18 protein-coding genes are annotated in these 12,426 nt (G+C 74.0%); 9 read left to right on the forward strand and 9 right to left on the reverse strand.

Annotation, left to right across the window (positions count from 1 at the left end):
• The first annotated feature begins 140 nt into the window (after positions 1–140).
• Positions 141–434 carry a hypothetical protein gene (locus tag ACFVWU_RS06710; RefSeq protein WP_387616502.1) on the forward strand — a complete coding sequence of 98 codons (294 nt, stop codon included), beginning with the start codon at positions 141–143 and terminating at the stop codon, positions 432–434.
• Between the two features lie 6 nt (positions 435–440).
• Here the strand turns inward: ACFVWU_RS06710 and ACFVWU_RS06715 are convergent, their stop codons facing one another.
• Both ACFVWU_RS06715 and ACFVWU_RS06720 read right to left on the reverse strand, forming a co-directional pair.
• Positions 441–1,037 carry a hypothetical protein gene (locus ACFVWU_RS06715; RefSeq protein ID WP_387616504.1) on the reverse strand — a complete coding sequence of 199 codons (597 nt, stop codon included), beginning with the start codon at positions 1,035–1,037 and terminating at the stop codon, positions 441–443.
• A 32-nt stretch (positions 1,038–1,069) separates the two neighbouring features.
• Entirely contained in the window at positions 1,070–1,618 is a 549-nt protein-coding gene (locus ACFVWU_RS06720) for an RBBP9/YdeN family alpha/beta hydrolase (protein WP_387616506.1), read from the reverse strand.
• A 274-nt stretch (positions 1,619–1,892) separates the two neighbouring features.
• Between ACFVWU_RS06720 and ACFVWU_RS06725 the strand changes: the two genes are divergently transcribed.
• From ACFVWU_RS06725 to ACFVWU_RS06735, 3 genes are all read left to right on the forward strand, one after another.
• Entirely contained in the window at positions 1,893–2,459 is a 567-nt protein-coding gene (locus ACFVWU_RS06725) for a DJ-1/PfpI family protein (protein ID WP_387616508.1), read from the forward strand.
• Between the two features lie 196 nt (positions 2,460–2,655).
• Entirely contained in the window at positions 2,656–3,954 is a 1,299-nt protein-coding gene (locus ACFVWU_RS06730) for a serine hydrolase domain-containing protein (protein WP_387616510.1), read from the forward strand.
• A gap of 57 nt (positions 3,955–4,011) precedes the next feature.
• Positions 4,012–4,530, forward strand: coding sequence for a gamma carbonic anhydrase family protein (locus ACFVWU_RS06735; protein ID WP_387616512.1), 519 nt, complete (start codon positions 4,012–4,014; stop codon positions 4,528–4,530).
• A 6-nt stretch (positions 4,531–4,536) separates the two neighbouring features.
• On the opposite strand, the gene ACFVWU_RS06740 is transcribed toward ACFVWU_RS06735, so the two are convergent.
• Positions 4,537–5,733, reverse strand: coding sequence for an MFS transporter (locus tag ACFVWU_RS06740; protein WP_387616514.1), 1,197 nt, complete (start codon positions 5,731–5,733; stop codon positions 4,537–4,539).
• 151 nt (positions 5,734–5,884) lie between these two features.
• On the opposite strand from ACFVWU_RS06740, the gene ACFVWU_RS06745 reads away from it, so the two are divergent.
• The 3 genes from ACFVWU_RS06745 to ACFVWU_RS06755 all read left to right on the forward strand — a co-directional run bounded on the left by ACFVWU_RS06745 (position 5,885) and on the right by ACFVWU_RS06755 (position 6,756).
• Entirely contained in the window at positions 5,885–6,121 is a 237-nt protein-coding gene (locus ACFVWU_RS06745) for a DUF2277 domain-containing protein (RefSeq protein WP_387616516.1), read from the forward strand.
• A gap of 36 nt (positions 6,122–6,157) precedes the next feature.
• Positions 6,158–6,394, forward strand: a complete 237-nt coding sequence (locus tag ACFVWU_RS06750) for a DUF6296 family protein (protein WP_387616518.1) — start codon at positions 6,158–6,160, stop codon at positions 6,392–6,394.
• A gap of 77 nt (positions 6,395–6,471) precedes the next feature.
• Entirely contained in the window at positions 6,472–6,756 is a 285-nt protein-coding gene (locus ACFVWU_RS06755; RefSeq protein WP_387616520.1) for a DUF427 domain-containing protein, read from the forward strand.
• Positions 6,757–6,874: 118 nt separating this feature from the next.
• On the opposite strand, the gene ACFVWU_RS06760 is transcribed toward ACFVWU_RS06755, so the two are convergent.
• The 6 genes from ACFVWU_RS06760 to ACFVWU_RS06785 all read right to left on the reverse strand — a co-directional run bounded on the left by ACFVWU_RS06760 (position 6,875) and on the right by ACFVWU_RS06785 (position 10,591).
• A complete protein-coding gene (locus tag ACFVWU_RS06760) occupies positions 6,875–7,213 on the reverse strand; it encodes a hypothetical protein (protein WP_387616522.1) in 339 nt (112 codons plus the stop codon).
• A gap of 103 nt (positions 7,214–7,316) precedes the next feature.
• Entirely contained in the window at positions 7,317–7,481 is a 165-nt protein-coding gene (locus ACFVWU_RS06765; protein ID WP_387616524.1) for a hypothetical protein, read from the reverse strand.
• 184 nt (positions 7,482–7,665) lie between these two features.
• Positions 7,666–8,880, reverse strand: coding sequence for a cytochrome P450 (locus ACFVWU_RS06770; protein WP_387616526.1), 1,215 nt, complete (start codon positions 8,878–8,880; stop codon positions 7,666–7,668).
• Between the two features lie 84 nt (positions 8,881–8,964).
• Complete coding sequence (locus ACFVWU_RS06775) at positions 8,965–9,225, reverse strand: ferredoxin (protein ID WP_387616528.1); 261 nt, start codon at positions 9,223–9,225, stop codon at positions 8,965–8,967.
• Positions 9,226–9,543: 318 nt separating this feature from the next.
• The gene (locus ACFVWU_RS06780; protein WP_387616530.1) at positions 9,544–10,170 is read right to left on the reverse strand and encodes a DJ-1/PfpI family protein; all 627 of its coding nucleotides are present in this window, start codon (positions 10,168–10,170) and stop codon (positions 9,544–9,546) included.
• 160 nt (positions 10,171–10,330) lie between these two features.
• Complete coding sequence (locus tag ACFVWU_RS06785; protein WP_387616532.1) at positions 10,331–10,591, reverse strand: hypothetical protein; 261 nt, start codon at positions 10,589–10,591, stop codon at positions 10,331–10,333.
• Positions 10,592–10,807: 216 nt separating this feature from the next.
• Between ACFVWU_RS06785 and ACFVWU_RS06790 the strand changes: the two genes are divergently transcribed.
• Positions 10,808–11,287: a GNAT family N-acetyltransferase gene (locus ACFVWU_RS06790; protein WP_387616534.1), complete on the forward strand. Its 480-nt coding sequence runs from the start codon at positions 10,808–10,810 to the stop codon at positions 11,285–11,287.
• Between the two features lie 116 nt (positions 11,288–11,403).
• A complete protein-coding gene (locus ACFVWU_RS06795) occupies positions 11,404–12,399 on the forward strand; it encodes a CAP domain-containing protein (RefSeq protein WP_387616536.1) in 996 nt (331 codons plus the stop codon).
• The last annotated feature ends 27 nt before the right edge of the window (positions 12,400–12,426 follow it).

Raw genomic sequence — 12,426 nt, forward strand, 5'->3', positions numbered from 1 at the left:
TTGTTGGGGGGGTTTTTTTTGTTTATATGACCCCGGCCCCCCCGGGGGGGGGGGGCCTTGGGCCCCCGGGGGGCGCGGGCGCCCCCTCTTTAGTCCCGTTACTCTGGGGGGCCCGCGGCCGTTCGGCGGACGATGGCGCCATGCCGCACAGCTTCCTCGGCGTCCCCGCCGTCCTCTGGCCCTCGATCGGCTACCTGGCCGGCTACCTGGTGATCGCCGTCGCCGCCGCCCGTGAGCTACGGGTCGGTGTCAACGCGGCGAACGCCCTCGGGCAGTGGGCGGCCGTGGTGTGGACGATGCCGAGCTTCCCGCTCGCGATGGCCGTCAACCCCTTCCCGGACGGCACGGCGGCCCGCTTCCTCTCCGCCACCGCCCTGGGCGCGGCCGGTAACGCCGCGCTGCTGGCCCTCGCCGCCCACGCCCTCGGGCCCTAACGCCGACTACCGCGCCTCGACCGGCTCGCCGCTGTCCTGGTCGAGGTTGAACACCCGTCGGTAGGAGTCGGTCACCACGGTCACCTGCGCCCGCCCGGTCCAGCTCGCGTCCACCAGCCGGGCGTCGTCCGGGCCGCCGCCGACGTCCGCGAGCAGCCAGCGCCGGGCCGACCAGCCCTCGCCGCTCTCCAGCAGCACCTGCCAGTGGTCACCGGTCTGCGGCCCGGAGCCGTACGAGCGGTGCACCACCACCAGGGCCCGCTCCGCCCCGGCCGGGGCGTCCTCCCGGCTGCGGGTCTCGGCGGCGGACGACTTGTGCGCGGCCACCACCCCGAGCACGAACACCACCGCGGCGGTCACCGTGACCGCGCGGGTGGCCGTCCGGACGGCGGTGCGGCGGTCGCCCAGCCAGGCGGCCGCCATCAGCGCGGCCAGCGCCGCGCCGAGCAGCAGCTCCGGCTGGTTGAGCAGGTCGGCGACCAGCATCAGCCCGCCCGAGCGGCTCTCCCACTGTCCCTCCGTGTACAGCAGGACGGCGGCCACCCCGCAGGCCGCCAGCATGCGGACCAGGGCGCGCCTGGCCCTCGGTGTCCGGTTGCTCAATCGGTTGTCCATCGTCCCCCCCGGTCATGTGCTCACAGCTCCGCGAGCAGCTTTCGGCCCTCCGGCCAGTCACCCAGCCCGGAGGCCGAGTTGATGTGTCCGTACGCACCCGGCTCGACGTACCGGGCACCCCACGCCTCGGCGAACTCCCGGGCCCGCTCCGGGCTCACCCAGGGGTCGTCGGTGGAGGAGACCACCACGCTCGGGAACGGGAACGGCTCCAGCGCCACCGGGCGGAAGCCGACCAGCTCCGGCACCTCGGCGGTGTCGATGTCCGCCGGGGCGACCAGCAGCGCTCCCCGGACGGCGGCGGTCAGCTCGGCGGAGGCCCCGGCCACCCAGCGGGCCGCCGTGACGCAGCCCAGGCTGTGCGCGACCAGCACCACCGGCCCCTCGGCGGCGGCCGCGGCCACCGCCGCGTCCACCCGGGCCACCCAGTCCCGCTGCTCCGGGTGGTCCCAGTCCGCCTGCTCGACCCGGCGGAAGGCCGCCGGCTCGGCCGCCTCCCAGTGGGTCTGCCAGTGCTCGGGGCCCGAGTTCTGGTAGCCGGGGAGGACGAGGTAGGTGGTGCGGTCGGGCATGGGCTCCTCCGGGAGGTGAACGGAACGGCAACGGGCAGCAGGAGTCTAGGACCCGGCAGGGCCGGCGCGGCAGCCGGGCACTGCTGCCGGTCAGGGGTCCGGCGCACACGGCTCGCGACCGGCGCGCGAGACCAACTGCGCGCCGCGGTGCGCCCGGTGCGCCCTGTTGCCAACGGTGCGGCCGGTGCGGGAGGTTGGACCGGTCCCGGCGCGGCGGCCACCGCGCCGGGCCCGCACCAGGTCTGACGATCGATCATGTGGAGGGATGTCGGCGATGGCATCGAAGATCCTGCTGGTCACCGGGGACGCCGCCGAGTCGCTGGAGGTGTTCTACCCCTACCAGCGGCTGCGCGAGGAGGGCTACCAGGTCGACATCGCGGCCCCGACCAAGAAGCGCCTGCAGTTCGTGGTGCACGACTTCGTGGACGGCTACGACACCTACACCGAGAAGCCCGGCTACACCTGGCCCGCCGACATCGCCCTCGCCGACGTCGACCCGGCCGACTACGTCGCCCTGGTCATCCCCGGCGGCCGCGCCCCCGAGTACCTGCGCAACGACCCGGACGTGCAGCGGATCGCCCGGCACTTCTTCGCCGGGGACAAGCCGGTCGCCCAGATCTGCCACGGCCCGCTGATCACCGCGGCCGCCGGGGTCCTCGACGGCCGCCGCACCTCCGCCTACCCGGCGCTGGCCCCCGACATCAAGGCGGCCGGCGCCGAGTTCGTCGAGGGCGAGGCCGTGGTGGACGGCGTGGTCGTCTCGGCCCGCGCCTGGCCCGACCACCCGGCCTGGCTGCGGGCCTTCATCGAGATCCTGCGCGACAAGGCGCCGGTCGCCTGACCCGTACCGACCCGGTCGCCCGGCCCGTGTCAAGGTGCCCGTACCCCGAGACGTCTCGGGGTACGGCCCCGGGACCGGTCCGGGTCCCCTCCTCCGCCAGGCCGACGACGCGAGGCCACCGAACTGCCATGGTGTCGGACAACCATGGAAACGGCCGGAGTTGTCGCACCGTCCGGCCCGTACCCGGGAGGACGGCATGTCCGCCACCGACCGCACCGTCCGGCGCCGCAGGCCGTTCCTGCGCGCCGCCGTCGTGACCGCCGCGGGCGCGGGCCTGCTCGCCACCCTCGCCCCGGCCGCCGTCGGCCAACCCGCCGACCGCTCCCTGGCCTCCGGCTGCCACGGCGCCGTCCACCTCACCGCCGCCGACCGCACCGACCGGACGGACTCCGCCGACGGCCGGGCCGACTGGGCCGCCGCCGACGCCGCCCTGGCCGGCCTCACCCGCCCCGGCTACGGCACCTCCGCCCTCGCCGCCGTCCGCGAGAACGGCCGGCTGGTCTGGCGCAACGCCACCGGCGTCGCCGACCTCGCCACCGGCCTGCCCGCGGACCCCGAGGGCCGGTTCCGGATCGGCAGCACCACCAAGACCTTCGTCGCCACCACCCTGCTCCAACTCGTCGGCGAGCGGCGGCTGGACCTGGACGACCGGCTGGAGTGCCTGCTGCCCGGCATCGTCCCGAACAGCACCCAGATCACCGTCCGCCACCTGCTCAACCACACCAGTGGCGTCGCGAACTACACCCAGGACCCGGCCTTCGAGTTCGACGACCAGGGCTGGCTGACCGCCCGCCGCTTCAAGCCGTACTCCCTCCAGGACCTGGTGGACATCGCCAACAAGTACCCGCCCGCCTTCCCGCCGGGCCAGGACTGGCGCTACTCCAACACCAACTACGTGCTGATCGGGATGATCATCGAGAAGCTCACCGGCCGCAGCTGGCAGGAGGAGGTCACCCGCCGGATCATCCGCCCGCTGCACCTCACCGGCACCTCGATGCCCGGCCACTCGCCCTTCGTCCCGGGCTCGCACGCCCACGGCTACCTCAGGACCGACACCGGCCCGGTGGACATCACCCTGCTCGACCCCTCGATGGCCGGCCCCGCCGGGAGCGGCATCTCCACCACCGCCGACCTGACCACCTTCATCGGCGCCCTGCTCGACGGCCGACTGCTGCGCCCGGCCGAACTCGCCGCGATGCAGCAGACCGGCACCTCCGGCGGGGGCCTCGGCTACGGCCTCGGCCTCCAGCGCCTGGACACCCCGTGCGGCACCTACTGGGGCCACGCCGGCGGCATCCCCGGCTACAACACCCTGATGCTCGGCTCGGCGGACGGCAAGCGGCAGTTCGCCTCCGCCGTCACGGTCTACGACGTCGCGGACGCGAACGCCGCCAACGCCGCCTGGAACCGGCTCACCGTCACCGCCCTGTGCGGCGCCCAGGCCCCGCCACTCGCCGCCGGGGCCGTACCCGACCTCGCCCGCACCACGTCCTGACCGGCCCCCTACGCTGACCGGCGACAGTAGCGCGGACCGTCGTCAGGAGGACGAGACATGGCAGAGCCGATGATCGCCGCAGTCGGGGGCAAGGTGCCCGCCGTCGACCCGAGCGCCTTCCTCGCACCCAACGCCGTCGTGGTGGGGGACGTCACGGTGGGCCCGGGCGCGAGCATCTGGTACGGGGCGGTGCTGCGCGGCGACGCCGAGTCGATCACCGTCGGCGCGGGCAGCAACATCCAGGACAACTGCACCCTGCACGCCGACCCCGGCTTCCCGCTGGTGGTCGGCGAGCGGATCTCGGTCGGCCACAACGCGGTGCTGCACGGCTGCACGGTCGAGGACGAGTCCCTGGTCGGGATGAACGCCACCGTGCTCAACGGCGCCCGGATCGGCGCCGGTTCGCTGGTCGCCGCGGGCGCGGTGGTGCCCCAGGGCATGACCGTCCCGCCCGGTTCGCTGGTCGCGGGCGTACCCGCCAAGGTCCGCCGGGAGCTGACCGACGAGGAGCGGGCGGGCATCAAGCTCAACGGCGAGGGCTACCTGCTGCTGGCCGACGCCCACCGGGAGATCTAGACGGATCTAGACGGTCGTCATGACGGTGGCGGCGACCGGCTCGGGTACCGGGGACACCGGCCGGCGCCGGTCGGCCGCCCAGGCGAGCAGCGCGACCAGGGCGCCGGAGGCGGCGAGGCCCGAGCCCACCAGGGTCGGCGAGGTCCAGCCGAACCCGGCGTCCAGCGCCAGCCCGCCGAAGTAGGCCCCTTGAGCGTTGGCCAGGTTGAAGGCGCCCTGCACCGTCGCCGAGGCCAGCGTGGGCGCGCTGCGTGCCTTCTGCAGCACCAGGGTCTGCACCGCCGGGACGATCGCGAAGCCGAACAGTCCGATCAGCACCACCGTGACCGCCGCCGACCAGCGGGCGTGCGCGGTCACCGCGAACAGCGCGAGCGTCGCCGAGAGCAGCACGAAGGCCGCGCAGACGGTGGGGCGCAACGCCCGGTCCGCGGCGAACCCGCCGAGCACGTTGCCGATGGTCATGCCGGTCCCGAACAGTGCCAGCACCAGGGTCACCGAGCCGGTCGCGTACCCGGAGACCTCGGTGAGCAGCGGCGCGATGTAGCTGTAGCAGGCGAACATGCCGCCGCATCCGAACACCACGGTGGCCAGTGCCAGCCAGAGCTGCCCGCTGCGGAAGGCCCGCAGCTCGTGCCGGAGCCCGACCTGCCCGGAGGAGGGGAGGGCCGGCACCAGTCGGGCGATGGCGAGCGTCCCGGCGGCGGCGATCAGCACCACCACCAGCATGGTCGCCCGCCAGCCCAGGTGCTGGCCGAGCAGGGTGGCGGCCGGGACGCCGACGATGTTGGCGACGGTCAGTCCGGAGAACATCACCGCCACCGCCCGGGCCCGCCGGTCCGGCGCCACCAGTTCGGCGGCGGCCACCGCCCCGGCCCCGAAGAAGGCGCCGTGCGGGAGCCCGGTGATCAGCCGGGCGGCGGCCAGCGTCCAGAAGTCCGGTGCCACCGCGCACAGCAGGTTGCCGGTCGCGAACAGCGCGGCCAGCGCGACCAGCACCGCCTTGCGGGGCCTTCCGGCGGCCAGCGCGGTGAGCAGCGGCGCGCCGATCACCACCCCCAGCGCGTAGGCCGAGATCAGCCAGCCCGCCTGCGGGATGGAGACGTGCAGACCGTCGGCGACCTGGGGGAGCAGCCCCATGGCGGCGAATTCGGTGGTGCCGATGGCGAAAGCGGTGACGGCCAGCGCGAACAGCGCGAGAGGCAAGGGGGTGACTCCGGAGTGATGCCCGCGCCGGGTACGGGCGCGGCGGGCGATTCGTTCGTCCGGCATCCTCATCCGGCCGGATGACGCCCCTGTGAGGCGGATGTGACGAGAGGGGGTCGCCGACACGGCGCCCGCGCGCGAGACTGGGGGCATGTGCCGCAACATCAAGACGCTGCGACCGCCCGTGACGCCCGACGCCGACGACGCCGACTTCCGCGCCGCCGCGCTGCAGTACGTCCGCAAGGTGTCCGGCTTCCGCGCCCCGGCGGCGCACAACCGCGAGGCCTTCGACCGGGCCGTGGACGCGGTGACCGAGGCCACCGCCCGGCTGCTCGCCGAGCTGGAGGTCCGCGGCTCGCAGGCTCGGGTCGCCGAGGCCACCGTCTGACGCGGACAGGTCACTGACAGGGAGCAGGAGCCGGAGATGAACCCCGCCAATCGTTACGCCCTGACCTTCCCCGGCACCCCCGGCACCCAGGCCCCGCAGGACGTGGTCGTGGTCACCCGGACCGACGCGAAGGGCCCGGGCGGCCACCCCGTGTACGAGGACGCCACCGGAATCGTCCGTGCCGAGATCAGCGACGCGGGCGAGGTCCGGATGCTGGCCAGCGGCGGCCACCAGAGCCCGCACGTGCCGGTCCACGCGCATCCGCTGCCGTAGGGCGTGCGTCCGTCGCGTGCGTCCCGGTTTCCCCGAACCGCCCGGCGGGTGATCGGCCGTGGGGCACAATCGCCGGTATGACCACAGCGAGTTGGCAGGGAGTCGTCGTCGCCGAGAGCGATGACACCGTCGTCGTCGAGGGCAACCACTACTTTCCGGCCGAGTCGGTCCGGGCCGAGTTCCTGCGGCCCTCCGAGACCACCACGGTGTGCGGTTGGAAGGGCACCGCCGGTTACTACACCCTGGAGGTGGCCGGGCGGACCAACCCGGACGCCGCCTGGTTCTACGCCGACCCGAAGCCGGAGGCCGAGCACGTGCGCGGCCGGGTGGCGTTCTGGCGCGGGGTGGAGATCACCGGGTAGGGCGCACGGGAGTCTTCCGCACCCCGCGCGCCGACGCCCCGACCGCGGCTGCCGTCGCCGCGGCCGGGCCGACGGTCGAGGGCCGGGGCACCCGTCGGCGAGCCCCCTTGCGGACGCGCTAGCCCGTGGGTGACGGCGGGGCCGCCGCTCCGCGCCCCGCCTTGACGCCGTTCACCATCGCCTGGTGGATCGCCCGCGCGGTGGTCTCGTCCGCCGCGGGCACCGGGCTTCCGGTGACCGTGTACCAGTCCAGCGCGCCGGTGTACTGCACGGTCAGCCGCGCCTCGCCGTCCACCCATGTGGTGTGGACGGTGAGGTCGCCGGAGATCGGACCGACCTCGGCGGTGGAGACCCCGCCGGGGCCGCTGATGATCGACTGAGTGGTCCAGGTCGCCCATGCGGTGCGCGGATCCACGGGCGGCCGGGGCTGCCGACGGGTTTGATCGTGTTCGGTCATGCGCCTATCCTCCCCCGCCGGTGAACCGCCGCCCGGGCAGTGACACCTGCGGTCGCAGAGACCGCCCGGTCCCGCCGGGCGGTCGAATCGGTGTGGCGGACGGTCAGCTGGTGGAGCCGGGTTCGTCCAGCATGGGGTCGCCCTCCGCCTGTGAGGTGTCCTGTGCGTGCAGGTTCTGCATCGAGGTGATGCCCTCCTCGGGATCGGCGGCGCGGACGTCCTCCTCGCGGTCGCTGCTCACCTCGGAGCGTTCGCTCATGTCCGTCATCGCGGGCTCCGTCTCCTCGGCCGGGCCGCGCGCGCCGGTTCTCAGGCGCGGCAGGGCCGAACTGTTTTTCGCCCTTCAAGCCTGCCTCCGCCCCGGCGCGGGGGCCAGCCGGGTGACCCGGCGGGCCTTCCGGCTGCCGGGCTGCCCGGACCCCGACGACCTCCCGGACCTCAACGGGGTGCGGTCACCAGGCCACCGGGAGCGAGCGCATCCCGTAGATGAACGACTCCGTGCGGAACTCCCGCTCGCTCGGTTCGACGGCCAGCCGCAGCCCGGGCAGCCGGCGGAACAGGGTCTCCAGCGCGATCTGGAGCTCGGCGCGGGCCAGCGGCTGGCCTAGGCACTGGTGCACACCGAAGCCGAAGGCCATGTGCCGCCGGGCGTCCCGGTCCAGGTCCAGCTCGTCCGTCGCCCGCTGCTCGGCACCGCCGAACATCGCCTCGTCCCGGTTGGCGGTGGAGAGCATCGCGATCACGCCCTCCCCGGCCCTGACCGTCTCGCCGCCCAGCTCCACGTCCTCCAGCGCCACCCGGGGCAGCCCGGTGTGCACGATGGTCAGCAGGCGCAGCAGCTCCTCCACCGCGCCGGGCAGGGCGGTCGGGTCGGCCAGCCTGGCGATCTGCTCGGGCCGCTCCAGCAGCAGAGCGGTCGAGAGCGAGAGCATGTTCGCCGTCGTCTCGTGCCCGGCGACCAGCAGCAGCGACCCGGTGCCGGCGACGTCGTCCACGGTCAGGTCGTCCCGTGCGGCGAGACGGCTGAGGATGTCGTCCTCCGGCCGCTCCCGCTTCCGGGCCGCCAGGCCGCGCAGGTAGTCCAGGATCTCGGTCTGGGCCGCGGTGAGCTGTTCCAGGGAGCTCGTGCTGCTCAGCAGGGTCCGGCTCAGGCCCTGGAAGTGGTCGCGGTCGTCGTAGGGCACGCCGAGCAGCAGGCAGATCACCAGCGAGGGCACCGGCAGCGCGAACCCGGCGACCAGGTCGGCCTCCGTCCGGCCCTCCGTCATGGCGTCCAGCGTCTCGTCCACGATCTGCTGGATGCCCGGGCGCAGCGCCTCCACCCGCTTGACCAGGAAGTCCCCGGTGACCATGCGGCGCAGCCGGGCGTGCTCGGGGTCGTCGAGTCGCAGGAAGCTCGGGTTGGCGGTGAGCAGCTCCCGGCGGCCGGGGGCCAGCAGCGGGAAGGACGGGTGGCGCACGTCCGCGCTGAACCGGTGGTCGGACAGGACGGTGCGGACCTCGGCGTAGCCGGTGGCCAGCCAGCAGAGGTCGCCGCCGGGCAGGTCGGCGCGGACGATCCGGCCTCTGGTGGCGGCGTCGGTGTACGCGGGTGGCGGGCCGAACGGGCAGCCGCTGGAGTGGGGGGCCGGGACGGGGACGGCCTGGGTGGTGGGCGTGCTGGTCAAGGCGTGGTCTCCTTGCGTCGCGGTGTCCTCGGGTGGGGCTCGGTTCGGTGATGGATCGTCAAACTGTTTCCCCGGAGCGGGAATCTATCCGGCAGTCGATTCAGACTCGGATTCCGACTCCGACTCCGACTCCGAACTCGACTCCGGCCCGTCCTCGACAACGGTGATCGCACCGCTCGGGCAGAGCTCGGCGGCCAGTCTGACGTCGGCGAACTGGTCGGGTCGGAGGGTGGTCTGACGGAGTTTCACCAGGCTGTCGTCGTCGTCCTGGTCGAACACCTCGGGGACGTTCATGGCACACAACCCGGAGCTGCAGCAGCGGTTCCGGTCGACGCTCACCTGCATGGTCGGGCACCTCTCACCAGTGCGCCGCCGGCTGCCCGACGGCCGCCTCTCGTTGTCATTGCCAACTTAACCGCCACTGCTCCGCGCACGGAGGGTGCGGTGGCCGGATTGCCGAGAACGGCCGATTCGCCCCCCGTCGCGGCTTCCTTGCCGAGCGGCAGGTTTGAATTTGACGTTACTCCGCCAAATGGTGTCTGTCACAGCCCCTCGGCGGCGGCGAGTTCCCGTACCGCGGCGACGGTGTCGGCCTCGGCGGCCCGCCGTCCATCCCTGCCCCGGACGGCTCGGGGCCGGCCGGATCCCCGGCTCCGCCGCTCGTCAGCGTCGCCGGGCCGCAAGGTAGTCCTTCGCCTCCTGGGGCGCCTTCTGGTAGGAGCCGGAGTCGAAGGGCGGCTGGGGGTCGTACTCGATGGCGAGCTGGAAGGCCTCGGCGGCGACCCGGCCCGCGGCGAGTTCGGCCAGGCGCAGGGCCATGTCGATGCCGGAGGAGACGCCGGCGGCGGTGATGATGCCACCGGGCTGTTCCACGACGCGACGCTCCGTGTACTTGGCGCCGTACGACTCCAGGAGCTCGACGGCTCCCCAGTGGGTGGTGGCCTCCAGGCCGTCGAGCAGGCCGGCTGCCGCGAGCAGCAGGGCGCCGGTGCAGACCGATGTGGTCCACCGGGTTGTGGCGTGGACGCGGCGGATCCAGTCGAGCAGCGGCTGGTCGGCCAGGAGACGACGGGTGCCCGGACCGCCGGGCACCACCAGGATGTCGGCCTCCGTGACGTCCTGGAGGGACTCCGTCGCGACCAGGCTGAGCCGCCCCTCGCCGTCCGGGTACGTGCCCGGCGCGGCGGCGGCGAAGACGACGTCGGCGTCCGGCAGCATCCGGAGGACCTCGTAGGGGCCGACCACGTCGAGTGCGGTGAACCCGTCGAAGAGCGGAATGACGATGCGCACGGGCGCGCCTTTCAGAGGGTGTCCGGGGAGAAGCCCAGTCATCATGGCGCAGGCGGCGAGGGCGGGTGCGCCGAGGTCGTCGTCGGGGTGGTCGGCGATCCGGGTGAGGACCGCGTGCCGTGGTGCGGCGCCTGCGGTCGCCCGAGGCCTCCGAATCGGATCAGGAGCCCTCTCCGCGCACCAGCCGCAGGGCGGGCCTCGGGCGCCCCCACTCCACTCCCACCTCCGCCTTCGCCGCCTTCGCTGCCTCCGCGGCCTCCTCTGCCCGGAGGAGTTCCGCCTCCCGCGCGCCCATCGCGCGGAAGCGGGCCTTGCGCTCCTCGTCGGCTTCCTCGGTGCCCGGGTAGAGGACCATGTAGCGGCCGCCCTCCCCGTCCTCCCACGCGTAGCTCCGGTACTGCACGGTCGGCTCGTCCGCCACGGGGAACCTCCGGTCGTCGCCCTCGGGGTGACCCACCGTAGGCGACGGGCCCGGACCGGGGAAGGCGCGTCACTCTTCCGGGTGGTCCGCCGGCATCGGGGAAGCCGCCGGAGTGGCGTGCCGGGCAACGGGTGTTGGCCGCCATGGAGATCGGCGGCCGGGCCGGCGGGTCGTCATGCTGGCTCTCCACCGTCCACCCGATCGAGGGAGACCGAGTTGAGCACCACCGCCGTGAACCGTTGGACCGTCGGCGTGCCGGAGGCCGGCGACTATCCGGCCTGGCGTGAACTCTTCCGCGGCTACTGCGAGTTCTACCGGGTGCCGATGCCGGAGGAGAAGGCCGAGCTGGTGTGGTCCTGGCTGACCGACCCGGCGCACGAGTTGGAGGGCCTGCTGGTCCGGGACGTGGACGGGACGCCGGTCGGGCTCGCGCACTTCCGGCCCTTCTCCCGGCCGCTGCACGGCGCGGTCGGCGGGTTCCTGGACGACCTGTTCGTCGCCCCCGAGGTGCGGGGCGGCGGCGCGGTGGACCTGCTGCTGGCCCGGCTGCGGGAGATCGCCGCCGAGCGCGGCTGGAGCACCGTGCGCTGGATCACCTCGGACAACAACCACCGGGCGCGCAGCAAGTACGACCAGGTGGCCGTTCGGACCATGTTCGTCACCTACGACATGGCCCCGGAGGGCCCGGCCCGCTGAGGTTGTCACCAGGCTGACGGACATTCGTTCGGACTTTCTGTTATCGGCGCACCGCCGGGGGGTCTCCCAGGTGTCGGCACCCGGACCCGCCGACCTGGACAGAAAGCAGTGGCCACGTGAACAGCGACGACAGGACGACCATCATCCCGGCGAGCGGCGGCTCCCACGGCCGCCCCGGCGGGCGGGCCGCCCAGCGGCTGGGCGGTCGTGGCCGCCGGGCGCGAAGGCGCGGCGGGCTGCTGCCGGTCACCGCGGTCGTCGCCGCCGTGGCCGGGACGGGGCTGGTCGCGGCGCTGGCCGGTGCCGGGTACGCGGCCTTCGGCGGCAAGCAGACCGACCGGGACCTCGCCGGGCAGGCGTACGCGGCCGACGCGCTGATAGCCGCCGAGCTGGGGACGCACGAGGGCATCCAGGTGCCGGGCACCGGGGGAGCGGTCCCCGCGCCCGGCGGCGGTACGCCGGGCAGCGCGGGGGCCACCGACCCGTCGGCCACCCCGAGCGCGTCGGCCTCCCCGACCGCGACCGCCTCGGCCTCCCCGACCGCCCAGCCCACCGCGACGGCCACCGCGACCGCTCAGCCCACCGCCACCGCCAAGCAGAGCCCGACCGCGACCCGCTCTGCCGCGAGCGGCGCCGGCGCCGGTGCCGGAGCCGGAGCCGCAGCAGCGGCCACCGCCCAGCGTGCCGTGGCCGGTCCGGCCCCCACCCCGGTCGGCGGCGGCCCGTCCTCCTCGTACGCCCAGCAGGTGGTGGACCTGGTCAACGCCGAGCGGGCCAAGGCCGGTTGCGGCCCGGTCGCCGCCGAGCCCCGGCTGGCCAGCGCGGCCCAGTCGCACAGCGACGACATGGCCGACCGCAACTACTTCGACCACGCCAGCCCCGAGGGCTACCACGCCGACCACCGGATCGAGGCCGCCGGCTACAGCTGGAGCACCTGGGGCGAGAACATCGCCCGCGGCCAGAAGGACCCGGCGGCCGTGATGGACGCCTGGATGAACAGCCCCGGCCACCGCGCCAACATCCTGAACTGCGCGTTCAAGCAGCTCGGGGTGGGCGTGCGGACCGGCTCCGGCGGTCCGTGGTGGACCCAGGTCTTCGCCGCCCCCTCCTGATCTGCCCCGGGCATCTCCACCGGGCGA

This window comes from Kitasatospora sp. NPDC058190 (assembly GCF_042883685.1).
Classification (GTDB): Bacteria; Actinomycetota; Actinomycetes; order Streptomycetales; family Streptomycetaceae; genus Kitasatospora.